Origin of the sequence: Collinsella sp. LCP19S3_B7 (assembly GCF_052121795.1) — a bacterium.
In the GTDB taxonomy this organism is placed as follows: domain Bacteria; phylum Actinomycetota; class Coriobacteriia; order Coriobacteriales; family Coriobacteriaceae; genus Collinsella.
In genome coordinates this window covers 55675-82494 of the sequence record NZ_JBQKDO010000008.1, presented here as the reverse complement: position 1 = coordinate 82494, position 26820 = coordinate 55675, and the positions used below count along the sequence as shown (strand labels likewise).

Sequence of the window (26820 nt, the reverse complement as noted above, 5' to 3'; positions counted from 1 at the left end):
TCATGACAACATTCCAACGCTTGCCGAACAGGTTTCGCGTGTGCCCATGCAGCCTGGCTGCTACCTTTGGAAAGATGCCAAGGGCGATGTCATTTACGTTGGCAAGGCTAAAAATCTGCGCTCGCGCATGCGTCAATATGTGACGTTGCAGGACGAGCGCCAAAAGATTCCACTGATGATGCAGCTGGTTGCGAGCTTTGACTATATCGTTGTCGAGAACGAGCACGAGGCGCTGGTGCTCGAGCGCAACCTGATCGGTCAATACCATCCGTACTTTAATGTCGACCTTAAGGACGATAAGAGCTATCCCTTTATCGCTATCACCAAGAGCGATCTGTTCCCAGCTATTAAATATACTCGTGAGCGTCATAAGCCGGGAACGCGTTATTTTGGTCCCTACACCGACAGCCGCGCGGCGCGCGAGACCATTGATACGCTGCGCAAGGTAATCCCGATCTGCTCGGCTTCTTGTGCGGAATGGCGTCGATGCCGCCGTATCGTCGAGTCCCACAAGGGCGAAGAAGATATCGTCAATATGATTTGCGCTCAAAACGGGCGTCCCTGCTTTGACTTCCATGTTGGCCGCGGCCCGGGGGCATGCGTCGGTGCGATCTCTCCAGCCGACTATGCTAAAAACGTTAAACGCGTCGAGCGATTTTTGTCGGGCCATCGTAAAGATGTCGTTGATGAGCTTACATCCGAGATGACGGACGCCGCCGAAGCGCTCGATTTTGAGCGGGCGGCGCGCGTCAAGCGTCGCTTGGAAGTTATTAGGGGCCTGGACGACCGACAGCAGGTCGTTTTTCCGTCGGGTGTCGATCTCGATGTGATTGGTTTCTATCGAGAAGAGACCATTTCGGCCGCCTGCGTGTTTGTTGTGCGCGAGGGGCGAACGGTTCGAACCTGTGAGTTCATTCTCGATAAGGGCCTGGATGTCGATGAAGAGGAGCTTCAGTCGGGTTTTCTCAAGCGCTATTACGACGAGACGGCTGATATTCCAGCCGAGGTGAACCTTTCCGTCGAGCTTGAGGATGCGGAGGCGCTAGGGGAGTGGCTTTCGGACAAGCGCGAGCGTTCCTGTCATCTCCATAGGCCTCAGCGCGGCGAAAAACACCGGTTGCTCGATATGGCATCTAAAAATGCGCGTCATGCCCTCATGCGTTATATGATGCGCACGGGATACGCCGACGATCGCACCAATCGAGCGCTCCTGGAGCTTGAGAGCGCCTTGGCGCTACCTGCGCCGCCAATGCGAATCGAGTGCTTCGATATCTCTACGCTTCATGGCACCTTTACGGTCGCCTCGATGGTGGTGTTTACCAACGGCCACGCCGACAAGAGCCAGTACCGCCGCTTTAAAATCCAGGCCGAATTGGACGAGGCGAACGACTTCGTTTCGATGTCCGAGGTTTTGGGGCGTCGCTATGCTCCCGAGCGGATGACCGACGAACGTTTTGGCTCGCGCCCCGATTTGCTCGTTGTCGACGGCGGCAAGCCGCAATTGACGGCTGCAATTAAGCAACTTGAGGCCCTTGGACTCGATATACCAGTTTGTGGTTTGGCAAAGGCCGATGAGGAGGTTTTCGTGCCTTGGGACGAGACTCCTGTCGTACTTCCGACCGGGTCTGCGTCGCTCTATCTCATCAAGCAGGTGCGCGACGAATCGCACCGTTTTGCCATCACGTTCCATCGCGAATTGCGCGATAAAGCCATGACGGTTTCGGTACTCGATGACGTTCCAGGCGTGGGACCCACTAGAAAACGTGCAATTATGCGCCATTTTGGCTCGATGAAGCGGTTGCGCGCGGCGAGTGAGCAAGAGATCGCGGAAGTTCGCGGCATACCTGCCGATGTTGCCAAGGCGGTCCACGAGGCGCTCGTTGCATGGAATGCCGAGCGCGCCGAGGCCGCGGCTGGCCATTCCGATAGCTAAACACGAGCATAAACAACTGATATACATGATTGCGCGATTTTCAACCATTTATTTCGCCATGATTGCCTGCTGGTTTCGGGTTTTATTAACGCTAAAACGTTTGACTAACCCAAGCGAAAACCCTGCTATCCTGCGGGTTGACGAAGACTGATATCTCACCTCGCCGATACATACTGTCTGCTGTATCGTTTGTCAACGAATTCGGTGAACGGTAGTAAATACCGTTCAAGCGTATGTATGTATCGGTCGCCGAGCGCGGCACCTCAGTTGGGTTTGTCGGTAGGTAAGGTATATATCGTCCGCAAGTTGCGCGGGGGCAAGTTTAGGTGCTCCCGGGTAAGATTCTCTATTGATAGGAGAAGACATGGCCATCATCAATAAGGGTATGTCCAGGCGTTCGTTCCTCGGCCTCACCGGCAGCGTCGCTGCTGTCGCCGGCCTTGGTCTCACTGGCTGCGGTGGCAGCTCTAGCGACGAGGGTTCCGCTCCCGCCGATTCCGCCAACCGTGGCGGCGGCGTGATCACTGCCGGTTCCGCTTACGCTCCGTCCAGCTTCGACCCCGCCAGCACTGGCTCCGCCGTGGGCCTGGGCGCTAACTGGCACGTCGTCGAGGGCCTCTACGGCATCGATTACCACGACTACAGCACTTTCAACGAGCTCGCCACCGATGATCCCAAGTCCGTGGACGACACCACCTTCGAGGTCACCATCCGCAAGGGCGCCAAATTCTCCGATGGCACCGAGGTTACCGCTGACGACGTCGTCGCCTCCTACACCGCTTGCGCCGCTTCTGCCACCTACGCTCCGTTCTTCCAGCCTTTCGAGTCCATCGAGGCCAAGGATGCCAGCACCGTGACGGTCAAGACCAAGGTCCCCAACTTCTCCCTGCTCAAGGATCGTCTGGCCATTATTCGCGTTACTCCTGCCGCCCAGAGCGAGGAGGATCGCGCCAAGCAGCCGATCGGCTCCGGCCCCTGGATGTACGATTCTATCTCCGATACCGAGATCACCCTGGTTCCCAACCCCGAGTACAACGGTGAGTATGCTGCCGAGGATAAGAAGATCCAGTACAGCATCCTGACCGACCCCACCGCTCGCGTCACCGCTCAGCAGGAAGGCTCCACGCTCGTCATGGAGCTCGTTACCGCTGACGCCGTCGACCAGCTCGAGGGCGCTGGCTGCAAGATTGACAACGTCCAGGGCTTCGGCACCCGCTTCATCATGTTCAACGTCGCCAAGGAGCCTTGGAACGACGTCAAGGTCCGTCAGGCTGTCATGTATGCGCTCGACACCGAGAAGATGATCAGCAACACCTTCGCCGGCCTTGCTACCGCTGCCAGCTGCTACCTGCCCAAGAGCTTCACCAACTATCATGAGGCCTCCACGGTGTACAAGACCGACGCCAAGAAGGCCAAGAAGCTTATCGAGGAGTCCGGTATCACCCCGGGCGCCATTACCCTGCGCACCACCGATAACGAGCAGATCAAGGGTATGGCTGCCCAGGTCAAGAACGACCTCGACGCTCTCGGCTTCGATGTGACCATCCAGACCGATACTTCGCCGGCCACCTATGCTGCCATCGACGGCGGCGAGGCCTACGATATCCTCCTTGCCCCTGGCGATCCTTCCTGCTTCGGCGCAGACCCCGACCTGCTGCTCAACTGGTGGTACGGCGACAACGTCTGGATGCAGACCCGTTGCCCGTGGAAGGAGTCCGCTGAGTGGCAGAAGCTCCACGGCCTTATGGACGAGGCTCTTGCCGCCGAGGGCGACGAGCAGCAGAAGAAGTGGAACGAGTGCTTCGACATCATCGCCGACAACGCCGTTCTGTACCCCGTTGTCCACGTTAAGACCGTCTCCGCTTCCTGGAACGATCCGTCCACTGCGCCCAACGGCGAGGCCCTCGATGGCTTCAAGGGCATCGGCACGACGAGCATGTCCTTTAAGGGTGTCGCGACCGTCAAGGCGTAAGACTCGCTTGAGTCTATATGCAGGATGTCGGCCGTTGGGACCGTATCCTCATAGTTGAAACAAAGACCCGGGCGGCAACGATGTCGCTCGGGTCTTGTAATGAGTATCCGTACTCATATACCAGTTGGTCCTACCGACAAAAGAAAGGGGAGAGAACGTGAACAACTTTCTACGTTTGATTGGAAGGCGTCTCGTGGCGCTGCCGATCATGGCATTGGGCGTCACCGTCCTGGTGTTCTTCCTTATGTCGTTCTCCAAGACCGACCCCGCCTACACGGCGTTGGGTGACGGTGCCTCGCCCGAGGCGGTTGCCGAGTACCATGAGAAGTATGGTCTGGACGACCCCTGGCCCGTGCGCTACGTGCGCTATATGGGCAATTTGATCCATGGCGACATGGGCACCTATGGTGCTGCTCGCAACTCCGTTGCCAAGCGCATCTCCACGGCCCTACCCGTCACGATGCAGCTGACCTTCATCGGTCTTGCCATCGGTGCGGTCGTATCGTTTTTGCTCGGCGTCATCGCGGCACTGTATCGCGATAAATGGCCGGACCAAGTGATCCGCGTCTTTTCCATCGCCGGCTTGGCAACCCCGTCGTTCTGGCTTGCCGTTCTGTTGATCCTGCTGTTCTCTTCCTACCTTAAGGTACTCCCGGCATCGGGTGCCCTGCCGCACTTCACCACGAATCCGGCTGGCTATCTGGGACGCATGATCATGCCCGCCATCGCCTTGGCATTTCCGCTGACGGGTCAGATGACTCGTATCGTGCGTACCGCCATGGTCGAGGAGCTCGACAAGGACTATGTCCGTATGGCTCGCGGCGCCGGCGTTCCCGAGAAGGTCGTCGTCGGCATCAACGTTCTCCGCAACGCGCTGATCACCCCGGTCACCACCCTCGGTCTTAAGATTGGCTATCTCATGGGCGGCGCCGTCGTCATCGAGGTCATCTTCAACCTCCCCGGCATGGGTACTGCGATCCTGCAGGGCGTTCAGGGCAACGAGGCGAACCTGGTTCAGGGCGTCGTCATCGTCGTTGCTCTTGCCTTCATCATCATCAACATCGTGGTTGACATGCTCTACCTGCTCATCAACCCGCGCATCAGGACGGTGTAGATTATGGTAAAGATTCGAGAGAAGCAAACCGAGCAGCTCGAGAAGGCTGCCTCCAAGGGGCTCAAGCTCGGTGGCTGGAAGAAGATGACGCTGTCTTCTAAGATTGCCGCCATCGTGCTGGTGCTGGTCGCCCTGACTGCGATTCTTGCCCCCCTGCTTGCCCCCTATAGCCCGGTCGAGATCTTTACGGCTCGCCAGGCTCCCGGCAACGGGTTTATCTTCGGAACCGACGACAAGGGCCGTGACATCCTTTCGCGTATGCTCTACGGTGGCCGTTACTCGCTGATCATCGGCTTTGGTGCTACCGCTATGGCTCTGGTCTGTGGCTCCGTTGTCGGTGCTCTTGCTGCGGTTTCGCGCAAGGCCGTCTCCGAGACGATTATGCGCATCCTGGACATCATCATGTCTGTCCCGGGTATCGCCCTCGCAGCCGTCTTCGTTTCCATCCTGGGCAACTCCGTGCCGTCGATTATCTTTGCGATCGGCTTTATGTACACCCCGCAGATCGCCCGTATCGTGCGTGCCAACATCGTATCCGAGTACGGTGAGGACTATGTCCGCGCGGTCATCGTCTCCGGCGCCAAGGCTCCGTGGATTCTGATCAAGCACGTTCTTCGTAACTGCATTGCCCCGATCATGGTCTTCACCGTCACCCTGGTCGCCGACGCTATCATCTTCGAGGCTTCGCTGACCTTTATCGGCGCTGGCATCCAGGAGCCCACTGCTACGTGGGGCAACATCCTCGCCGACGCCCGCGGTGGCGTGCTCGCCGGTCGTTGGTGGCAGGCGCTGTTCCCGGGTCTGGCCATCATGATCACCTGCCTGGCGCTCAACATCCTCTCCGAGGGCATTACCGACGCTATGGCCGCTGCTCCTTCCGCCGCTCTGGATCCGACCGATTCCTCCAAGCGCCGCGAGGCCGACCTGCTGGTCTCCGACCCCGTTCGCGCCTACAAGGAGCAGGCCCAGTCCCTGTCCGCCCGTCTTGGCGCCCTGCGCGATGTCGAGCTCAAGCGTAACGACCGCCATGTGCCCGATGAGTCCGTTGAGCCGATTCTTTCGGTCCGCGATTTCTGCATCCAGTTTGAGCACCACGGTGATATCAACGTGGTCGACCATGTCAACTTTGACGTCCGTCCCGGCCAGACCATGGGCCTGGTAGGTGAGTCCGGCTGCGGTAAGTCCATCACCACGCTGGCCATCATGGGCCTGACCGATGAGGACGAGCATCTTTCCGGCGAGGTCCTCTGGGAGGGTCGTGACCTGCTCAAGATGAGCAAGAAGGAGTGGTTCGGCCTGCGCGGTACCGATATCGCCATGGTCTATCAGGACGCCCTGTCCTCGCTCAACCCCTCTATGCTCATCTCCGCCCAGATGAAGCAGCTCACCAAGCGCGGCGGCACCCGCAGCGCCGAGGAGCTCCTGGAGCTCGTCGGCCTCGATCCCAAGCGCACGCTCGAGAGCTATCCGCACGAGCTTTCCGGTGGACAGCGTCAGCGCGTTCTGATCGCTATGGCCCTTACCCGCGACCCCAAGCTGGTCATCTGCGACGAGCCCACGACCGCTCTGGACGTTACCGTCCAAAAGCAGGTCATTAAGCTGCTCAACGATCTTCAGGCCAAGCTCGGCTTTGCCATGATCTTCGTTTCGCATGACCTGGCGTTGGTCGCCGAGGTCGCCCATAACATCACGGTTATGTACGCCGGTCAGGTTATCGAGCAGGCGCCCACCAAGGAGCTGCTCACCAACTCGATTCACGAGTACACCCGCGGTCTTCTGGGTTCCGTTCTGTCCATCGAGAGCGGTTCGGGCCGCCTGCACCAGGTGCCCGGCGCCGTCCCCAGCCCGCGCGATTTCCCCAAGGGCGATCGCTTCGCGCCCCGCTCAAGCCATCCGCACATCGGCCTGGACACCCGTCCGGTCTTCAAGCGCGTGCCCGGCACCGAGCACTTCTATTCCGAGCTCCCCGATGAGGTGCTCAAGGCAAATGGTTTGACCCCTCATGCGGAGGTGATGTAGATGAGCGAGACTGCGGTCAACGGCGTCGAGCCGATTATCTTCCTTGACGATGTCCACGTCACCTTTAGGACCCGTACCGGTTCGATCCTGCACCCCAATCTGGTTCATGCCGTCCAAGGCGTGACCATTAAGCTCATGCCCGGTCAGACGATCGGCATCGTCGGCGAGTCCGGTTGCGGCAAGTCCACCACTGCTAATGTCATGTGCGGCCTGCAGGCCCCCACGAGTGGCAAGGTCTACTTTAAGGGCAAGGACGTCACCAAGCGTACTGCCGAGGATCGTCGTCACATGGGCCGCGTCATCTCGGTCGTGTTCCAGAACCCCGCGACGGCACTCAACCCTCGCATGGTCGTTCGTGAGCAGCTGCTCGATCCCATGCGCGTCCACAACCTGGGTACCGAGGCCGAGCAGGAGAAGCGCGTTAAGGAACTCCTGGAACTCACCGGTCTGCCCAGCTCTGCCGCCGAGGTTCTTCCCGGCCAGCTTTCGGGCGGTCAGCGCCAGCGCGTGGCAATTGCCCGTGCCCTGTCGTTGAACCCTGACGCTATCATCGCCGACGAGCCCACCTCGGCTCTGGACGTTTCGGTCCGCGCGCAGATCCTCAACCTGTTGACCGATCTTAAGAAGGAGCTCGGCTTGGCCATGGTGTTCATTAGCCATGACATCCAGACGGTCCGCTACATCTCTGACGACATCATCGTCATGAACGGCGGCAAGATCGTCGAGCAGGGCGAGGCCAAGCAGGTCTTCCAGAACCCGCAGGACCCCTACACCAAGATGCTGCTCGGTGCTGCGCCGTCGCTGCTGCACCCCAAGCTTGGCGAGTAGGTTCGCTTTCCCTCCTGTGCGCCCGGCTCCCTTGCCGGGCGCACCCTCGTTGCGATTTCGAAAGGTTGGGTTCACGAGCCATGCCAAGCGCTCAGGAGCTACAACAGCAATTTGGTGGTTATCGGGGCGCCATGCCTCGTCCATCAGATTTCGATCTCTTTTGGAACGACCGCATGGCCGAGGCTGACGCCGTCGAGATCGACTATTCGGTCGAGGCGGCATCGATTGCCGATGCTGCGACCTGCCAGTTTTTTGACCTCTGGTATACCGGCATGTGTGGCGCCCGCCTGCATGCCAAGTATCTCAAGCCGGTTTCGGACGAGTCCGTGCCGCTGGTGCTACAGTTCCACGGCTATCCGGGCGCAAGCCGCAGCTGGTTCGAGCAGGCGTCGTTTGCGGGTATGGGCATGGCACTTGTCGCCCTCGACTGCCCCGGTCAGGGTGGCCCCTCCGCGGATATTGGTGGATTTGAAGGCACAACGGTTGCCGGGCATATCGTTGCCGGTATCGACGGCGACCCGGCCAATCTCTACTACGTACGCTTGCATCAGGATATCCGCATTCTGTGCCGCATTGTTCGCGAGCTCGAGGGCATCGATCTTGCCCGTGTTTTTGTGAACGGTGCGTCGCAGGGCGGTGGCTTGGGCATTGCGACCTGCGCGCTTAACAGCGAGCTTATCAATCGTGCCGCCATCCTCTATCCTTTCCTGTCGGATTTCCGCCTGGTCTGGGATTTGGATGCCGACGACATTGCCTACGAGGGCCTGCGCTATTGGTCTCGCTGGTTTGACGAGGACTCGACTCGTATTGACGAGGCCTATGCCAAGCTGGCGTATTTCGATTCCAAGAACTTTGCCCCCATGGTCAAATGCCCCGTGCTGTTTGGCACGGGAACGGCCGATATCGTCTGTCCACCGGCGACGCAGTTTGCGGTCTACAACAACCTGACCTGTGAGAAGCGCCATGAGTTCTTTGAGGGCTTTGGCCACGAGGAGATTCAGGATTTTGACGATCTGATCATTCCGTTTTTCTGCAAGGAAGGGGAGGCTCATGTCTAAGTGCGAGAGCAATGTCAATGAGCTGATTGACCCCGAGCTTGCGGGGATCTCTGGGACGGTTTCGTCAAGGCTCTCCGATTTCCGTGATTGGCGTGGCGATGCCTTGGCGGATGTTTCCGAGTTGGAGGCAGCCGCTTCGGACCTTGAGGTTTGCGGACTGACTGTCACGGCGATTGATTTCGCCAATCCGTGCGCGCGCTACTCCGAGGTTTCCTTTGAACTTGCCGGGGAAGTCGTACACGGCCGTTTGATTGAGCCCTCAGGTTGTGCCCGGGCATCCGAGCTTGTGCCGCTATGCCTGATGTTTCACGACATCGACCGACCCGTACGTGGATGGCATCACATGACGAGGTTTGCCGCCATGGGATATGCCGTGCTTGCGCTGGACGACGATGTGATTGGGCTCAGCGAGCTGCAGCAGGGGGTTACCTCGCCCGTTTTTGTTGAACGCGTCCGCTGGGGCTGTGCAATGGCAAAGGTCGCGCGCAATCTTGATGGCATGGACCCCGACCGCATCTTTGCATGGGGCGAGGGCCTTGGCGGTGGAGTCGCGCTGGCGGTTTCTGCTCTGGACGAGCGGGGCCTTGCCTGCACGGCGGTTGCCAATCCGCTTCCCGGCGGCCTCGAAGCGCTGTCGGCTCGGGTGCGCGGATCGGTACTCATGGGTACATCGCTCATGGATGCCGTGAGCGATCCCAAGGGCCAGTTTGCCGTATTCAACGGTCTTGAGTGTGACCGGAGGCATATTATCTATGCCAAATATGCTCACGAACGCATCAATGCGTTCGAAAACGAAGTCGTCGACTTCTTTAACCAAGCGTTCTACCTGTGTTCTTTGGCCTAGACGGCCTGGACACTGCCAACAAGAGTGGGCGGCATAGGGCCACCCGCCAGACAACTAAGGAGATTCTTGTGGCAACTCAGAAATTCACCGGCGTTATTCCTCCCGTCGTTGTTCCCGATACCGAAGATCACCAGCTCGACGTTGCCTCCTTTGAGCGCAGCATCAACCGCATGATCGACGCCGGCGTCGATGGCCTGTTCTTCCTGGGCTCTTCGGGTGAGGTCGTTTTCTCCACCGACGAGCGTCGTCGACAGATCATCGCCGAGGCCGTTCGAATCGTCGACCACCGCGTTCCTGTTCTGGTCGGCATCATCGATACCGAGACCGAGCGCATGATTGAGCACGGTAAGGTTGCTCAGGAGCTGGGCGCCGATGCGCTCGTTGCCACCTGCCCGTTCTATGCCCTGCAGGGCATGACCGAGGTCGAGGAGCATTTCCGCATCCTGCACGAGGAACTCGACCTGCCCATCTTTGCCTATGACATTCCCGTGTGCGTTCACACCAAGCTCCCCTGGAAGCTCCTTGCAAAGCTCGGCGCCGAGGGCGTCCTTGCTGGCGTCAAGGATTCCTCGGGTGACGACGTCTCGTTCCGCTACCTCGTTCAGGAGAACGAGAAGAACGGCCATCCGATGAGCATCCTCACCGGCCATGAGGTCGTCGTCGACGGTGCCTACCTTGGTGGCGCCGACGGCTCTGTCCCGGGTCTCGCCAACGTTGAGCCCGAGGGCTACGTGCGTCAGTGGAAGGCCGCCCAGGCTGGTGACTGGGCTACCGTCAAAGCCGAGCAGGATCGCCTCAATGAGATTTCGCACATCTGGGACGTCACCTCGGGCGTCCAGGGCTATGCCGGTGGCGTTGGCGCCTTCAAGACCGCTATGAACCTCATGGGCATTTTCGACAGCCCGACCATGCCGCGCCCGGTGAAGGCCATGACCGGCGAGAACGTCGAGGCGATTAGGAAGGTCCTGCAGGACAACGGTCTCCTGTAAAGCTTTCCCGGGCACCCGATCTTGGGATCAAGCGATCGAGCGTGACCCATTAGGTCAACGCCCGACCGCTTTCACCCCAACCCCGGGCACTCGGGAAGCCTTTAGCAAGCTGCGGCGATAACACCGCCTTTATTTCCTGTAGTTGTTTTTATCTCCTAAGGAGAGCGACATGGAGAACAAGTACATCTGCTCCGTTGATATCGGTGGCACCAAGATTGCGACCGCCATTATGGAATATCCGGCTGATGGCGGCGTGCCCCATCCCGTATTTGAGGCTGAGGTTCCCACCGAGGCCCAAGAGGGCGGTGAGGCCGTCTTCCAGCGTATCGAGGCGTCCATCAAGGCCGCTCTCGAGGCGAATCCCGATGTCGAGGTCCTTGGCGTCGGTATCGGTGCCGCTGGCGTCGTCGATCCCAAGACGGGCGCCATCGCGTATGCCAACGAGATCATGCCCGGCTGGTCTGGCGTTCAGTTGGGGCCGCGTCTGCGCGAGGACCTCGGTCTTCCCGTTGCCGTTGTAGGCGACGTGCAGGCTCATGCTCTGGGTGAGGCCCATTGGGGCGTCGGCAAGGGCAAGTTCTCCGTCTTGTGTCTGGGCATCGGTACGGGTATCGGAGGCGCATATGTCGAGAACGGTCGCGTGATGCAGGGCTTCCATGGTGCTGCCGGCCATATGGGCCACATCGAGTGCTCGGCTGCCGCCGGCATTCCCTGCGCCTGCGGGCGTTCCGGCCATCTGGAGTCGGTGGCTTCGGGTACGTCGATTGGGCGCATGTACGACGAGCGCTTCGGTCGTGTTGACCCCAGCCGTCCCTCGGTTGGCCGCGACGTGAACGACCTGTGCCGCGCGGGTGACGCAAAGGCGACCGAGGTCATCCACGATGCCGGCTTTGCATTGGGCGCTAGCTTGGGCTCGCTCGCCAACATTCTGGATCCAGAGGTCATCGTGCTTTCGGGTGGCGTAATTCACCAGGGACCCGATTGGCGTTCGCAGACGTGGAAGGATTCGGTACACGAGGGCTATGCCAGCCAAGCGCTCGATCCGCTTCAGGACACGCCGATCCTCATCGGTTCTCTGGAGGGCGACGCACCGCTTATCGGTGCCGCCGAGCATCTTCTTGCCTCGTTAAAGTAAACGTATCTGCTGTAGGAGCCTCCCGAGACGACATGCCTCGGGAGGCTGTTCTGAGAAAGGTTATAGCCTTATGACCGTCGATCCTTTAATTCAATCCCTGAAGGGTAAGCTCATCGTGAGCGTTCAGGCGTATATGGGCGAGCCGCTTCGTACGCCCGAGACCATGGCTCAAATGTCTCGCGCTTGCGAACTCGGCGGCGCCGCCGCCATTCGTTGCCAGGGCCTTGCCGACATCGCCGCCATTAAGGGCCGCTGTGAGGTTCCTGTTATCGGCCTGTGGAAGGATGGACACGAGGGCGTTTATATCACGCCGACGCTGCGTCACGCTCGCGCCTGCGTTGCTGCGGGTGCCGATATCGTGGCGATCGACGCCACCGATCGTCCGCGCCCCGATGGCAAGTCGGTCGAGGATACCTTCCGCCCGCTGCACGAGGAGGGTGTGCTCCTGATGGCGGATTGTGCCACCATCGAGGACATTCGCCGTGCGGTTGATATGGGCTTCGACCTGGTATCCACCACGCTTTCTCATGGTGTTGCCGCTATCGATTGCACCATGGCCGACGGTCCCGATCTGCCGCTCCTGCGCCAGGCGACCGAGGAGTTTCCCGGCCTTCCCATCATCTGCGAAGGCCGCGTGCATACGCCCGAGGAGGCCCGTGCCGCGATTGACGCCGGCGCCTGGGCCGTTGTCGTGGGCACTGCCATTACGCACCCCACGAGTATTACGAGTTGGTTCAAAGCCGCGCTTGAGGCGTAAGACGGATCTCGTATCCGCTCGGGGCGGTATACTCAATAAAGGCAATTGATCGCGCGGGATCCGGGTTGCTGGGTCCCGCGCTTGTTTTTAGGAGGCAGCACATGCAAAAGGGAGATGCCATGGATGCGGCGGAGCGCTCGGAGCGCATCCCCGATATCGTCATCATCACCGGAATGTCCGGATCGGGCCGCACACAGGCCATGCATGTGTTTGAGGACATGGGCTATTTTTGTATCGACAACCTGCCTCCGCGCCTGATTGCGCAGCTTGCCGAGCTCGTCGGCATCAATACGGGCGTGGGCAGGCATCTTGCCGTCACCTGCGACCTGCGCAGCCAGGGCTTGTTCGATGAGCTGCTCGATGCGGTCGCCGCGCTCGAAGAGCGCGAGATGAGCTGCGACATCGTGTTCCTGGAGGCCTCTGACGAGGTGCTGATTCGTCGCTACAGCGAAAATCGTCGCCGCCATCCCATTGCCAAGCCGGGGGAGACCACGGCCGACGCCATCCAGCGCGAGCGTTTACAACTCCAGGGCGTGCGCGACCGAGCCGATATGATCATCGATACGAGCCGCCTTCGTACCTCTGCCCTGCGCAACAAGCTGCGTATGGCGTTCTCCGAGTTGTCCGACCAGCAGCTTATGGACGTCCACGTGTTCTCGTTTGGCTTTAAGCACGGCATGCCCGTCGAGGCGGACATTATGATCGACGTCCGCTTCCTGCCCAATCCGTTCTACGATCCCGAGATGCGCACGATGACCGGTCTCGATAAGAAAGTCTCCGACTTTGTTCTGGACCATCCCAAGACCCAGGAGTTTTGGAAGGCCTGGACGCAGCTACTCGATACGGTCATGCCCGGCTATATCGCGGAGGGCAAGCCGCAGCTTTCCATTGCCATCGGTTGCACGGGCGGCCAGCACCGCAGCGTTGCCATTGCCGAGGCCACGGCACGTTATTTGGAAGGCGCCCAGTATCACGTGACCATTTCCCATCGCGACCTGTCGCGCGCCAACACGAAAGCATAGGGCTGCATGTCGTTTACCGCCGAGGTGCGTGACGAGCTCGCGCGCTGCGAACCCGAATGTGAATACTGCGATTTGTCGACGCTTGCCGCCCTGACGCGTGTGAGCGGTACACTTTCGCTGGCCGGCTCCGGGCGGTATCGTTTGACGGTCGCGACCGAGACGGGCGCCGTTGCACGCACGATGATTACGCTGACGCACCGCATCCTCAAGCTGAAAACGGAGTTTACCGTCCGCAAGTCGGTCTTGCATAAGGTGCGAAACTATCTCATCACCTTGCCCGACCAGCCCGACCTCGATAAGGCTTTGGTCCTGCTGGGCATTCTCGACCGCAGGGGAGGGCTCGTCGCCGGTGTGCCGCGCCATATCGTCGCCCGGCCCTGCTGCAGGCTCGCCTACATTCGCGGCGCGCTCATCGCCGGCGGTTTCGTGGCCGATCCCCGCGGCGACTTTCATTTGGAGATCGCGGTGCAGGGCGAGCAGTATGCCCGGGGGATTTGCGATCTATTGGAGCAGATTGGGGTCCATGCGCGCGTTAACGCGCGACGTGGATCCTTTGCCGTCTACATTAAGAGCGCCGAGGAGATCGAGCAGCTCCTAAAGCTGGTCGGCGCCAAGCGCAGCGTTGCCGAGATCGAGGAAGCGCGCGCGGTAAAATTGGTTAAGAACGACGTAAACCGTCGCGTGAATGCCGAGCTGGCCAATCAGACCAGAAGTGCGGGTGCCGCCCAGCATCAGCTTGCGTTGATCGATGAGCTCGAACAGCGGGGTTTGCGCGACACGCTTCCGGACGCCTTGGCGGTCTTTTGCGACCTGCGCGAGCGCTATCCCGATCTGTCGCTGCGTGATTTGGGGGAGATGGCTGACCCTCCCTTGTCGAAGTCGGCCCTCTACCATCGTGTTTTACGGCTTGAAAAGCTCATTGAAGCGAGCAGGTAGTTTAAAGCGGCAGTTTATATAGTACTTGAACTGCTGTTTTATGCTTTAAAACGTTTTAAAGCAAATTTGATTTTCAATTTCGAGCATTCTCGTGAAATTCAAGTCAAAAAAAAGGTATATTAGGCGAGTGGTTAGTTTGTGGGCCTCAACGGCGGGCGCTGTAGCTTGCGGGGGCCTTACGAAAGGAGACACAATGGCAGTAAAGGTTGCTATTAACGGCTTCGGTCGCATCGGTCGTCTGGCTTTCCGTCAGATGTTCGGTCATGAGGGCTCCGAGATCGTCGCTATCAACGACCTCACCTCTCCCGATATGCTCGCTTACCTGCTGAAGTACGATTCCACGCAGGGCAACTACGCTCGTAATCACGAGGTCGTCGCTGGCGAGGATTCCATCACCGTTGACGGCAAGGAGATCAAGATCTACAAGGAGGCCGACGCCAACAACCTGCCTTGGGGCGACCTCGACGTCGACGTCGTTCTCGAGTGCACCGGCTTCTACACCAGCAAGGCTAAGGCCCAGGCCCACATCAACGCTGGCGCCAAGAAGGTCGTCATCTCCGCTCCGGCTGGCAATGATCTGCCCACCATCGTGTACAACGTCAACCACGAGACGCTGACCGCTGAGGACAACATCATCTCCGCTGCTTCCTGCACCACCAACTGCCTCGCCCCGATGGCCAAGGGTCTGAACGACTTCGCTCCCATCGTGTCCGGCATCATGACCACCATTCATGCCTGGACCGGCGACCAGATGCCGCTCGACGGCCCGCAGCGCAAGGGCAACAAGCGTCGTAGCCGTGCCTGCGCCGTTAACATCGTCCCCAACACCACCGGTGCTGCCAAGGCTATCGGCCTGGTTCTCCCCGAGCTCAACGGTAAGCTCATCGGTGCCGCCCAGCGCGTCCCGACGCCGACCGGCTCCCTCACCAACCTCTACGCTGTCGTTGACAAGAAGGTTACCGCCGACGAGGTCAACGCCGCTATGAAGGCCTACGCTGCCACCATCTCCGAGACCTTCGCTTACAACGAGGACGACATCGTCTCCACCGATATCATCGGCGAGACCCATGGCTCCATCTTCGACGCCACTCAGACCATGTGCTCTGACCTCGGCAACGGCCAGACCCTCGTTCAGGTTACCTCTTGGTACGACAACGAGAACTCCTACACCTCTCAGATGGTCCGCACCATCAAGTACTTCGAGAAGTTCGTTGCTTAATTTGGCTTTTAGCGAATAGCTCGTTGAGCGTCTAAAAAAGGGCGCGGCCTTATAGGGCTTACACCCTAAGGTCGCGCCCTTTTTATAAGAAATCGTCTGCCGTAATGGGAGGCAGACACGTACGAAAGGTAGAAGCAAACATGGCCTTTACCAAGAAGACCGTCCGCGACATCGATGTCGACGGCAAGCGCGTTCTCGTCCGCGTTGACTTCAACGTGCCTATCAAGGATGGCGTCGTTGGCGACACCACCCGTATCAAGGCTGCCCTGCCCACCATCAACTATCTCGTTGAGCACAATGCTCGCGTCATCCTCATGAGCCACCTCGGCCGTCCCGAGGGCACCGGCTTCCAGCCCGAGCTTTCCCTCGAGCCCGTCGCCAAGAAGCTCGCTGAGCTCTCTGGCCTCGATGTTGCCTTTGTCGCCGACACCTACGGCGAGAAGGCCGCCGAGGCCGTCGCCGCCGTCGAGCCGGGCAAGGTCCTCGTTCTCGAGAACGTCCGTTTCGACAAGCGTGAGAAGAAGAACGATCCCGAGATCGCCAAGAAGCTCGCTTCCTATGGCGACGTTTTCGTCCTCGATGCCTTCGGTACCGCTCACCGCGCCCAGGGTTCCGTCGTGGGCCCCGCCGCTTACCTGCCTGCCGTCGCCGGCTTCCTGCTCGAGAAGGAGGTCGACACGCTGACCGGCATCTTCGCCGAGCCCGAGCGTCCTTTCGTCGCTATCGTCGGCGGTTCCAAGGTTTCCTCCAAGATCGGCGTTCTCGATCACCTCATCGACTCCGCCGACACCCTGATTATCGGTGGCGGTATGGCCTATACCTTCTTCCTGGCTCAGGGCCTGTCCGTTGGTCAGTCTCTCAAGGAAGAGGACTGGGTCGAGCGCGCTGGCGAGATGCTCAAGAAGGCCGAGGAGAAGGGCGTCAAGATCCTGCTCCCCATCGACAACCGTGTTGCCGACCACTTTGGCGAGGACGCTGTCCCCGAGGTTGTCGCTTCCGACGCTATCCCCGACGACCGTGAGGGCATGGACATCGGCCCCAAGACCGAGGAGCTCTACGCCGAGGCCATCAAGGGCGCCAAGACCGTATTCTGGAATGGCCCCATGGGCGTCTTTGAGTTCGACAACTTCGCTCACGGCACCCAGGCTATCGCCGAGGCTGTCGCCGAGGCTGATTGCACCTCGATCATCGGTGGTGGCGATTCCGTCGCAGCCGTCAACAAGTTTAACCTGGCCGACAAGATGAGCTGGATCTCCACCGGCGGTGGCGCTTCCATGGAGCTCGTTGAGGGTAAGGCCCTGCCCGGAGTGGAGGCGCTTCTCGATGCCTAATCGCACCCTTCTTATCGCTGGTAACTGGAAGATGAACAACGACGTCGCCGAGGCTGCCAAGCTCGCCGACGAGCTGGCCCAGGCTCTGCCCGAGGTGCCGGCTGGCGTCGAGGTGCTCGTCTGCCCTCCGACCATCGACATTACTACGGTTCATGACCGCATTCAGGCTGCCCCCATCGCCCTCGGTGCACAGAACGTGTACTGGGAGGCCAAGGGTGCCTTCACCGGTGAGTCCTCTTGCGACATGCTCAAGTCCGCTGGCTGCACCTACTGCATCATCGGCCACTCCGAGCGTCGTGACTACTTCCACGAGACCGATGAGGACCAGAACAAGAAGGCTAAGGCTCTCGTTGCCGCCGGTCTTGTTCCCGTCTTCTGCTGCGGTGAGTCCCTTGAGGTTCGCGAGGCCGGCACCTATGTCGAGCATGTCGTGAACCAGGTCAAGGCTGGTCTCGAGGGTCTTGAGATCACCTGCCCCAAGCAGGTCGTCGTCGCCTACGAGCCCATCTGGGCCATCGGCACCGGCAAGACCGCTACCGCCGAGGACGCTCAGGAGGTCTGCGGCGCTATCCGTGAGACCCTCAAGGAGATGTTCGGCGAGGAGCTCGCCAACGGCATCCGCGTTCTTTATGGTGGCTCCGCCAAGCCCGCCAACATCGCTGAGCTTGTTGCCAAGCCCGACGTTGACGGCGCCCTCGTGGGCGGCGCTTCGCTCAAGGCTGCCGACTTCGCCTCTATGGTCGTCAAGGCAGGCGAGTAGGGCATATGGCACAGCGTCATCTTCCTGCACTCCTAATCATCATGGATGGCTGCGGCTTGGCTCCGGCCGACGGCGAGAACGCCGTCGCTGCCGCCAAGACGCCCTTCCTCGATAGCCTGTACGAGAAGTATCCTCACACCACGCTCGGTGCTTCGGGCGAGGACGTGGGCCTTCCCGACGGCCAGATGGGCAACTCCGAGGTGGGTCACCTCAACATCGGTGCCGGCCGCATCGTGTTTCAGGAGCTTTCGCGCATCAATAACGCCATCAAGGACGGCTCCATCGCCAAGAACGAGGTTTTCGTCAAGGCTATGGGTGACGTCAAGGCCGAGGGCAAGACCCTGCACCTCATGGGCCTCATGAGCCCCGGCGGTGTTCATTCTCACATGAACCATGTCGAGGCCCTGGTCAAGATGGCTGCCCAGTATGGCATTAAGACCGTTCGCGTTCACGCCTTTATGGATGGCCGCGACGTCGATCCGCAGTCCGGTGCCGGCTACATGAGCGAGTTCTGCGCCTTCCTGGCCAAGATCTCCGAGGAGACTGGTTGCGACGCTCGCGTTGCTACCGTCTCGGGCCGTTATTGGGCCATGGACCGCGACAACCGTTGGGAGCGCATCGAGCGCGCCTACGACGTCATGGTCAATGCGTCCGATGCCGATACTGACCCCGTTGCCGGTATCAAGGCCTACTACGAGAAGGATCCGCGCGGCGATGAGTTCGTTGAGCCGTTCGCTGCCCACAACGAGGGCATCCACGAGGGCGACGCGGCCATCTTCTTCAACTTCCGTCCCGACCGCGCTCGTCAGATGACCCGCGTGTTCACGGACAAGGAGTTCGACGGCTTTGAGCGCGAGCAGATCAAGCTCTCGCACTTTGTGACGATGACCGAATATGATCCGACGTTTGACGTCGAGGTCGCCTTCCCCAAGACGTTCCCCGAGAACGTTCTGGCTGACGTTATCGCAGCCAATGGCCTGAAGCAGCTGCACACCGCCGAGACGGAGAAGTACGCCCACGTGACGTTCTTCCTTAACGGCGGCATCGAGGAGCCCAAGGAGGGCGAGGAGCGCGTGCTCGTCGCTTCCCCCAAGGTTGCTACCTACGATTTGCAGCCCGAGATGAGCGCTCCCGAGGTTACCGAGAAGCTCGTCGCTGCCATCAACGAGGACCGCGCTGATTTCTACATCGTGAACTTCGCGAATTGCGACATGGTTGGTCACACCGGTGTCTTCGACGCGGCCGTTAAGGCTGTCGAGGCTGTTGACGATGCCCTGTCCAAGGTTGTCCCGGCGATTCTCGCTAAGGGCGGCTTTGCGCTGATTACCGCCGACCACGGCAACGCCGATCACATGTTTGACGTTGCTTCCGACGGTTCCAAGCATCCGTTTACGGCTCACACCACCAACCGCGTGCCGTTCATCATCGTTGATGAGAAGGCACAGCTCACCGGTATCGAGGACGGTCGACTTTCCGATATCGCCCCGACTATGCTCACCATGGCTGGTCTGGAGCCTTCCGCCGAGATGACGGGCCGCGTGCTCGCCACCGAGGCCTAATAGAAAACAAATACCGTTTTCTAGTAAGGGGGTTGTCCACAACCGGACAACCCCCTTTTTGGTATTTCTGCCATTTCCACCCCGTCCTTGAGTGTCAGGTAGGGGAGAGCGGGGGATTGTGGTACAGTACTGGAGTTTGAACTGTTCTATTAAGGAGCTTATCTATGGGTCCGTTCCAGATTCTTCTGTTTGTCGTTTGGGCTGTCTCAGCCGTGGCGCTGACGATTCTCGTCCTGATGCATTCCGGTAAGGGCACCGGCGTTTCGGATATGATCGCTAGCTCGCTGTATAACTCCAGCTCTGCCACGGGCGTCATGGAGCAGAACCTCGATCGCCTGACGGTAATTATGGCCGTTGTTTTTGCCGTGTGCGTCGTCCTGTGCATGTTCTTCTTCCCGCAGGGCATCGTGGGCTACTAAGCACGAATCGCATAAAAAATAAAAAGGGTTCCGCAAGTGCGGGGCCCTTTTTGTTTACATATTTGTAACAGAGTCAGAATATCACCACATACTGCGCCCAACTAAAGAAATTCTCGACCGTTAACCGGAATTGGCCCCAAATCGTGCATAAAATGCGCTACTGTATTGAAAACGTTGGCCTGTTGTGCATAACCAGCCATAGCAACGGGCGGCGTTTCGATAGTTCGGATCGGATTGTCTCGACAAATGTCCGACTGAACATTTCTTTGTCCTATCTCATAAGGAGGATGGCATGGCTGATTCTATGTTCCACCAGCCCGTTATGGGTCGTCGCGCCTTTGTCGGCGGTACCCTTGCTGCGAGCTCCATGGCTTTTCTTGCCGCATGCGGCAAGAAGGGCGGCGACGCTTCCGGTTCTGAGTCCGGTTCGACGCTGAACTTCTACATCAATAACCCGGTCTGCATCGACCCCTACAATGTCCAGGAGGACCAGGGCACTCAGGTCGAGTACCAGCTCTTTGACGCTCTGACCTCTTATGACGCCGAGAAGGGCGAGATCGTTCCGCTGGCTTGCGAGTCCTTCGAGGCCAACGACGACGCCACCGAGTTTACCTTCAAGATCAAGAAGGCCAAGTTCCACAACGGTGATGACGTTACCTCCAAGTCCTTCAAGCTCGGTTGGGAGCGTCTGGTCAGCACCAAGTCCGCTGTCGCTCAAGAGTATGGTCCTTCCGAGGTCTCCTATCACCTTTCCATGGTCGAGGGCTATGACGATCTGCTTGCCGGTAACACTACTGAGCTCAGCGGTGTTACCTGCCCTGACGATGAGACCCTCGTCGTCAAGCTGACTTCCGCTTACGCCGACTTCCCCTTCGTCGCCTCTCATCCGGCTCTGTCCCCTGTTCCCGAGTGCGCCGAGTCCGATGTTAAGAGCTTCTACCTTGCCCCGATCGGTAACGGCCCGTTCATGATGGACGGCAAGTGGGAGGATGGTCAGGAGATCAACCTCAAGAAGTTCGACGATTACTATGGCGACAAGGCCAAAATCGATGGCATCCACTTCCAGGTCATCAAGGACGTGGAGACCGCTTACAAGGAGTTCCAGGCCGGTAACCTTGACATCTGCGACGTTCCCGTTGCCCAGATCGACGCCGCCAAGAAGGATCGCGGCGAGTCCAAGGACGGCTACACCATGGGCGACGGCGAGCGCATGCTGCTCGGTGCCGAGCCTTCCACCTACTACCTGACCTGCAACACCACGGCCGAGCCGTTCAACAACGCCGATCTGCGTAAGGGTATCTCCCTGGCCATCAACCGTGAGGCCATCTGCAAGACCATCTTCAAGGGTACCCGCACCCCCGCTGACGGCATTGTTCCTCCGGGCATCGATGGCTACAAGGAGGGCGCATGGGAGTTCTGCGCCTACGACGTCGACAAGGCTAACGAGTACCTCGACAAGGTTGCTCCCGCTGACGCCAACGGCGATCGTGGCATTAACGTGACTCTGTCCTACAACCAGGACGGTGGCCACAAGGAGATCATGGAGTCCATCATCGGTGACCTTGCCAAGGTTGGCGTTACCGCCGTCTCCGATACCCCCGAGTGGTCTGCCCTGCTCGAGCAGTACCAGAACCTCAACTATCAGTTCGGTCGTCTGGGCTGGATTGCCGACTACCCGATCATGGACAACTTCCTGTATCCGCTGTTCCACTCCGACTCCCTCGGTGGCGACAACCGTTCTGGTTACAACAACCCCGAGTTCGACGCCAAGGTCGACGAGGCCCGTACCACGATTGACGACGAAGAGCGCGTCGCTAAGATGCAGGAGGCCGACGCAATGGTCGCTGCTGACTGCCCGGTCATCCCGCTGATGTTCTACACGCACACCATCGCCGGCTCCGATCGCATCAAGTACCTCTATGTCGATCCGCAGAAGCACGCCGATCTGGGTACCGCTGAGCTCGCCTAAGAGTTTTGCAGCTTCCGTGAGGGTCAAGTATTTACGTAGACCTCATGGGAAACATACAGTTCTCCCTAACCTGGGGTAAACTGGCTGATGGTAATTTTGGGATGCCGGTCTGGCGATCGGCATCCCATTTAAGTTAATCCCTAGATAGGGGAGTGGTATGGGTAAGTACATCGTTAAACGTGTGCTTCAGTTCATCCCGGTATTTTTGGGCGTTACGCTGATTCTGTTCGCCCTCCAGAATATCGTGCCGGGAGATCCGATCAAGCTGATCGGTGGAGACAAGGCTCTGTCCCCCGAGGTGGAGCTTCAGCTTCGCGTCCGCTATCACCTGGTCCAATCGGACGAGGACGGCAACGCGATCCTTGACGAGAACGGCGACCCCGTTCAAACGTCGCTCGTGGACCGTTACTTGTATTACATGAACGGCCTGCTTCATGGCGATCTGGGTAATTCCTATCAGCGCAAGCTGCCGGTTACGGAAATCTTTGCCCAGAAGTATCCGTATACGGTCAAACTTGCCGCGTGCGCCATCGTACTCGAGGCAATCATGGGTATCGGTGCGGGTATCATTTCGGCGGTAAAGCGTTATTCCTTCTGGGATATTTTGGTAACGCTCACCACGTCGATCCTCGTTGCCGTCCCGGCCTTCTGGCTCGGTATGTTGCTGCAGCTGTTCTTTGGCGTCATTCTCAAGGACGCCACGGGCGGTGCATTCTCCATGCCGATCTCGGGTGCCGGTGGTTCCAGTTCTCAGTATCAGGATTGGATGCACTATGTGCTTCCGACCATTACGCTGGCTTCGGTTTCGACCGCTTATGCCGCCCGCATTATGCGCTCGCAGCTGCTTGACGTCATGAGCCAGGATTACATCCGTACGGCAAAGGCCAAGGGTCTCTCCAATCGCGCGATCATCATCAAGCATGCGCTTAAGAATGCACTCATCCCCGTCGTTACCTATATTGGTGTCGACTTTGGTGCCATGCTTTCGGGCGCCATCCTGACCGAGACGGTTTTTAACTGGCCCGGTATCGGCTATGAGGTCTATCGCGCCATTAGCATGCGTGACTGGCCCATCGTTATGGGCGGCGTTACGCTCATCGTCGTCGTCGTCATGGTGATCAACCTGCTCGTCGACATTAGCTATGCATTCCTCGACCCGCGCATCCGCCTTGGCGGTCCGTCGGATAAGGCCTAAGGGAGGTACGTCTCATGCAGGAAACTGATTCTCAGTCTCAGGAGCAGGCTACCGCCACCATGGCTGCATCTGCTCCCGCCAAGTCTCGCACGCTGTGGGGCGACGCTTTTAAGCGTCTTCGTAAGAACAAGCTCGCCGTTATCGGTGTCTGCTGGATCATTATCGTCGTTGTGGTTGCCTTGACCGCAGATCTGTGGGCTAAGCCCTGGCTCGGTTCGCCGACGGCTTCCGATTCGACCACCATGGCCGAGACGTCGCTGCTGGCTCCGTGTGCAGAGCACCCGTTTGGCACCGACTCCCTTGGCCGTGACATTCTCGTCCGCGTTATCTACGGTGCACGCGTTTCGCTGTCCGTCGGCATTATGGCCACTGCGATCTCCACGGTGATTGGTCTGGTCATGGGCGCTCTGGCCGGTTTCTACGGCGGCATCTGGGATACGATCATCATGCGCTGTGCGGACATCTTCCTTGCGTTCCCGTACGTGCTGTTCGTTGTCGCCATGATCGCCGTTATCGGCCGTGGTCTTCAGAACGTCTTTATCGCCATCGGTATTCTTGGCTGGCCTTCGATTGCGCGCGTCTTCCGATCCGCGATCTTGACGGTCAAGGAAAACGACTATGTTGACGCTGCGCGCGCGATGGGTGCATCTGATGTTCGTATCATCGTGCGTCACATCTTCCCGAACTCCGTTGCCTCCATCGTGGTCTACGCGACTATGAACATTGGTGGCGCCATTCTGACCGAGTCCGCTCTGTCCTTCCTCGGCATGGGCGTTATTCCGCCTACGCCTTCGTGGGGCTCCATGATTCAGGACGGTCAGCAGTATCTTCTGACTGCTCCCTGGATGATGATCATGCCCGGTCTGGCAATTCTCTCGACGGTGCTCGCCTTCACCCTGCTGGGTGACGGTCTGCGCGACGCCCTCGACGTCAAGATGAAGGACGCATAAGGATGAAGAAGAACAAGAACTATGTGGACCTGAAGGACCAGCCGGTTCCCGAGGGCCAGCATCTGCTCGAGGTTGATGACCTTAAGATGTATTTCCACACCGAGGATGGCGTCGTTCGCGCTGTCGATGGTGTGTCCTACACGCTCGATCGTGGCGAGACCCTGGGTGTCGTCGGTGAGTCCGGCTCCGGTAAGTCCGTGACCGCCATGACCATCATGGGTCTTATCTCGATGCCTCCGGGAAAGATTGAGGGCGGTGACGTTCGCTATCGCGGACGTTCTATCCTCGAGATGACCGAGGAAGAGATGCAGCACATTCGTGGCAACGATATCGCGATGATCTTCCAGGATCCTATGACCTCCTTGAACCCGGTCTATAAGATCGGCAAGCAGGTGGGTGAGGGCCTTCGTCTGCACCGTGGCTACTCCAAGCAGGAGGCGCTCAAGCGCGCCACCGAGCTTTTGGACCTCGTTGGCATTCCCGAGCCCGAGAAACGCGTCAATGAGTATCCGCACCAGTTTTCTGGTGGTATGCGTCAGCGCGTCATGATTGCCATGGCCCTTGCCTGCGATCCCGATATTCTGATTGCCGACGAGCCCACGACTGCCCTGGACGTTACCATCCAGGCTCAGATTATTGAGCTTATGCAGGAAATGCAGGAGAAGAACGGTAACGCCATCATCATGATTACCCATGACCTGGGTGTTGTCGCCGATATGGCCGACAAGATCATGGTTATGTACGCCGGCCGTCCCGTCGAGTTCGGTACTGCTGAGGAAATCTTCTACGAGAGCCGTCACCCCTATACCTGGGGCCTGATTCGCTCCATCCCGGAGCAGGCCATCGATGAGAAGAAGCCGCTTACGCCGATTCACGGCAACCCGCCTTCGCTCATGAACCTGCCCGAGGGTTGCGTGTTCTCGCCTCGTTGCCCCTATGCGACCGATAAGTGCCGCAAGCAGCGCCCCGAGCGTTTTGTCACCGAGTCCGGCCACTATTCTGCGTGTCATTATTCCGGTGACCCCGAGTTCCTCAAGAACGCCCCTGAGACGTCCCGCACGCGTAAGGATTCCAAGAAGGGAGGCGAGGCGTAAATGGCAGACAATAACGAGCGCACTCCGCTACTGAAGGTCGAGCACCTCTCTAAGGAGTTCCCCGCAGAGTCCGGCATGTTCGCCAAGCGTTTTTCCAAGCGCGTCGTCTCTGCTGTAAACGACATCTCTTTTGAGATTTATCCTGGTGAGACCTTTGGTCTGGTTGGTGAGTCTGGTTGCGGTAAGTCCACTACGGGTCGCACCATCATGCGCCTGACCAAGCCGACCGCCGGTAAGGTGTTCTTCCAGGGTAAAGATGTTGCCGAAATGAGCAAGCATGAGATCAAGGATATGCGTCGCGAGATGCAGTTTATCTTCCAGGATCCTTATGCCTCGCTGAATCCTCGCATGACCATCGGCGAGATCGTCTCCGAACCCATGACCATTCACGGCGTGGGAACCAAGGAGGAGCGCATTGAGCGCGTCCGCGAGCTTCTCGACGTTGTCGGACTGAACCCCGAGCACATCAACCGCTATCCTCATGAGTTCTCGGGTGGCCAGCGTCAGCGTGTCGGCATTGCCCGCGCCTTTGCGCTGAAGCCCAAGCTGATTATCTGTGACGAACCGGTATCCGCTCTGGATGTGTCCATTCAGGCCCAGGTTCTGAACCTGCTTAAGGAACTGCAGGACAAGTTTGGTACGGCGTATCTGTTTATCGCCCACGACCTGTCCGTCGTTCAGCACATCTCCGATCGCGTTGCCGTTATGTATCTGGGTAAGGTGGTCGAGGTTTCTGACTGGAAGACGCTCTATAGCGAGCCTCACCACCCGTATACGCAGTCGCTGCTGTCTGCCGTGCCGGTTCCCGATCCGGATATCCAAAAGTCTCGTAAGCGCATCATCCTTGCCGGCGATCCGCCGTCACCGCTGGATCCGCCGACTGGCTGCCGTTTCCACACGCGCTGCCCGATTGCGCAGGGCATCTGCTCCGAGAAGCTTCCCGAGTTTAGGGAAGTTGCTCCGGGCCACTGCTGCGCCTGCCACTTCGCCGAGCCGTTCCCGATCAAGGAATCGCATATCGACCTGTAGTCGGTTGTTTTCGTCCGGGCCCGTGCTGGACTTAGTTTTCAGAACGTCCTCGACCATGGAAACCCCCTTATCCTGCTCCTTTGGAGCTGCGGATAAGGGGGTTTCCTGGTCTGCGGAATGTTCTGAAAACTAAGTCCAGCACGGGCCCTGTGTTACCACTGCAGGGGGGCGATTCCTTGATCGCTCACTTAATCTAATAAGAAATTGAGCGAGGCCGGAGCTTTAGCTCCGGCCTCCTTATATAAGGGCTCGGCAAAGCCGAGCCACCAAATTTGCATCAGCCCCAGTATATGTTTGAGAATCGTACTTGGAGTATGTGGCTGTAGGGCCGGAATGGGGGCAACTTCCCAACGCATTCCGCAGGGGGCGGTACATTTTGTAGCGCGAAGCGCGAATCAAAATGTACCGCATGCCCGAGGACGCGTTGGGAAGTTGCCCCCATTCCGGCCCGGACATATAGATCTACCTGCGCATTTTCAAATTCGTAAACTTTTTTGAAAAAAGTGCTTGCACAGTTCTCGAATCATAGGTTATTATCTTCCTCGTTGAAAGCGCGGGTCCAACAAAACGAACTGCGAATCAACAATATAGCATGTCGGAGTGGCGGAATTGGCAGACGCGCTAGCTTGAGGTGCTAGTGACCGCTTTTTGGTCATGCGGGTTCAAGTCCCGCCTCCGACACCATCGC

22 protein-coding genes and 1 tRNA gene are annotated in these 26820 nt (G+C 58.8%); all 23 read left to right on the top strand.

Annotated elements, in window-relative coordinates; all coding sequences use genetic code 11:
* Positions 1–46: 46 nt before the first annotated feature.
* Entirely contained in the window at positions 47–1933 is a 1887-nt protein-coding gene (uvrC, locus tag ACTQW0_RS04965) for an excinuclease ABC subunit UvrC (RefSeq protein WP_441567174.1), read from the top strand.
* A gap of 364 nt (positions 1934–2297) precedes the next feature.
* Positions 2298–3905, top strand: coding sequence for an ABC transporter substrate-binding protein (locus tag ACTQW0_RS04960; RefSeq protein ID WP_441015871.1), 1608 nt, complete (start codon positions 2298–2300; stop codon positions 3903–3905).
* 157 nt (positions 3906–4062) lie between these two features.
* Positions 4063–5019: an ABC transporter permease gene (locus ACTQW0_RS04955; protein ID WP_370450641.1), complete on the top strand. Its 957-nt coding sequence runs from the start codon at positions 4063–4065 to the stop codon at positions 5017–5019.
* A 3-nt stretch (positions 5020–5022) separates the two neighbouring features.
* Entirely contained in the window at positions 5023–7038 is a 2016-nt protein-coding gene (locus ACTQW0_RS04950) for a dipeptide/oligopeptide/nickel ABC transporter permease/ATP-binding protein (RefSeq protein ID WP_441567163.1), read from the top strand.
* Positions 7039–7866: an ABC transporter ATP-binding protein gene (locus tag ACTQW0_RS04945; RefSeq protein WP_154517508.1), complete on the top strand. Its 828-nt coding sequence runs from the start codon at positions 7039–7041 to the stop codon at positions 7864–7866.
* An 80-nt stretch (positions 7867–7946) separates the two neighbouring features.
* Positions 7947–8924: an acetylxylan esterase gene (locus ACTQW0_RS04940; protein ID WP_441055290.1), complete on the top strand. Its 978-nt coding sequence runs from the start codon at positions 7947–7949 to the stop codon at positions 8922–8924.
* The gene (locus tag ACTQW0_RS04935; protein WP_441567161.1) at positions 8917–9768 is read left to right on the top strand and encodes an acetylxylan esterase; all 852 of its coding nucleotides are present in this window, start codon (positions 8917–8919) and stop codon (positions 9766–9768) included. Before ACTQW0_RS04940 ends, ACTQW0_RS04935 begins: the two co-directional genes overlap by 8 nt.
* 68 nt (positions 9769–9836) lie before the next feature.
* Positions 9837–10757 (top strand): dihydrodipicolinate synthase family protein, encoded by a 921-nt coding sequence (locus tag ACTQW0_RS04930; RefSeq protein WP_427718650.1) that lies wholly within the window; start codon positions 9837–9839, stop codon positions 10755–10757.
* Positions 10758–10926: 169 nt separating this feature from the next.
* On the top strand, positions 10927–11892 hold the full coding sequence (locus ACTQW0_RS04925; protein WP_427728775.1) for an ROK family protein: 966 nt from the start codon (positions 10927–10929) through the stop codon (positions 11890–11892).
* A 70-nt stretch (positions 11893–11962) separates the two neighbouring features.
* Positions 11963–12649: an N-acetylmannosamine-6-phosphate 2-epimerase gene (locus ACTQW0_RS04920; RefSeq protein ID WP_215674610.1), complete on the top strand. Its 687-nt coding sequence runs from the start codon at positions 11963–11965 to the stop codon at positions 12647–12649.
* 101 nt (positions 12650–12750) lie between these two features.
* Positions 12751–13671, top strand: a complete 921-nt coding sequence (gene rapZ, locus ACTQW0_RS04915) for an RNase adapter RapZ (protein WP_441567158.1) — start codon at positions 12751–12753, stop codon at positions 13669–13671.
* Positions 13672–13677: 6 nt separating this feature from the next.
* Complete coding sequence (gene whiA, locus ACTQW0_RS04910; protein WP_441567156.1) at positions 13678–14607, top strand: DNA-binding protein WhiA; 930 nt, start codon at positions 13678–13680, stop codon at positions 14605–14607.
* A gap of 193 nt (positions 14608–14800) precedes the next feature.
* The gene (gene gap, locus ACTQW0_RS04905) at positions 14801–15826 is read left to right on the top strand and encodes a type I glyceraldehyde-3-phosphate dehydrogenase (protein ID WP_441567154.1); all 1026 of its coding nucleotides are present in this window, start codon (positions 14801–14803) and stop codon (positions 15824–15826) included.
* Between the two features lie 140 nt (positions 15827–15966).
* A complete protein-coding gene (locus ACTQW0_RS04900) occupies positions 15967–17157 on the top strand; it encodes a phosphoglycerate kinase (RefSeq protein ID WP_441567152.1) in 1191 nt (396 codons plus the stop codon).
* Positions 17150–17917, top strand: coding sequence for a triose-phosphate isomerase (gene tpiA / locus ACTQW0_RS04895; RefSeq protein WP_154517452.1), 768 nt, complete (start codon positions 17150–17152; stop codon positions 17915–17917). The genes ACTQW0_RS04900 and tpiA overlap by 8 nt, the downstream gene beginning before the upstream one ends.
* Positions 17918–17922: 5 nt before the next feature.
* Positions 17923–19476 carry a 2,3-bisphosphoglycerate-independent phosphoglycerate mutase gene (gene gpmI / locus ACTQW0_RS04890; RefSeq protein WP_441038754.1) on the top strand — a complete coding sequence of 518 codons (1554 nt, stop codon included), beginning with the start codon at positions 17923–17925 and terminating at the stop codon, positions 19474–19476.
* A gap of 164 nt (positions 19477–19640) precedes the next feature.
* Positions 19641–19895: a preprotein translocase subunit SecG gene (gene secG / locus ACTQW0_RS04885; RefSeq protein ID WP_006236144.1), complete on the top strand. Its 255-nt coding sequence runs from the start codon at positions 19641–19643 to the stop codon at positions 19893–19895.
* Positions 19896–20187: 292 nt separating this feature from the next.
* Positions 20188–21864: a peptide ABC transporter substrate-binding protein gene (locus ACTQW0_RS04880; protein ID WP_441038752.1), complete on the top strand. Its 1677-nt coding sequence runs from the start codon at positions 20188–20190 to the stop codon at positions 21862–21864.
* A gap of 157 nt (positions 21865–22021) precedes the next feature.
* Positions 22022–23059, top strand: a complete 1038-nt coding sequence (locus tag ACTQW0_RS04875) for an ABC transporter permease (RefSeq protein WP_304212150.1) — start codon at positions 22022–22024, stop codon at positions 23057–23059.
* Between the two features lie 59 nt (positions 23060–23118).
* Positions 23119–24009, top strand: a complete 891-nt coding sequence (locus tag ACTQW0_RS04870; RefSeq protein WP_441038768.1) for an ABC transporter permease — start codon at positions 23119–23121, stop codon at positions 24007–24009.
* Positions 24010–24011: 2 nt separating this feature from the next.
* The gene (locus ACTQW0_RS04865) at positions 24012–25103 is read left to right on the top strand and encodes an ABC transporter ATP-binding protein (protein ID WP_154517437.1); all 1092 of its coding nucleotides are present in this window, start codon (positions 24012–24014) and stop codon (positions 25101–25103) included.
* Complete coding sequence (locus ACTQW0_RS04860; protein WP_154517434.1) at positions 25104–26132, top strand: ABC transporter ATP-binding protein; 1029 nt, start codon at positions 25104–25106, stop codon at positions 26130–26132. It abuts the gene before it with no gap.
* 594 nt (positions 26133–26726) lie between these two features.
* A tRNA-Leu gene (locus ACTQW0_RS04855) sits at positions 26727–26816 on the top strand.
* The last annotated feature ends 4 nt before the right edge of the window (positions 26817–26820 follow it).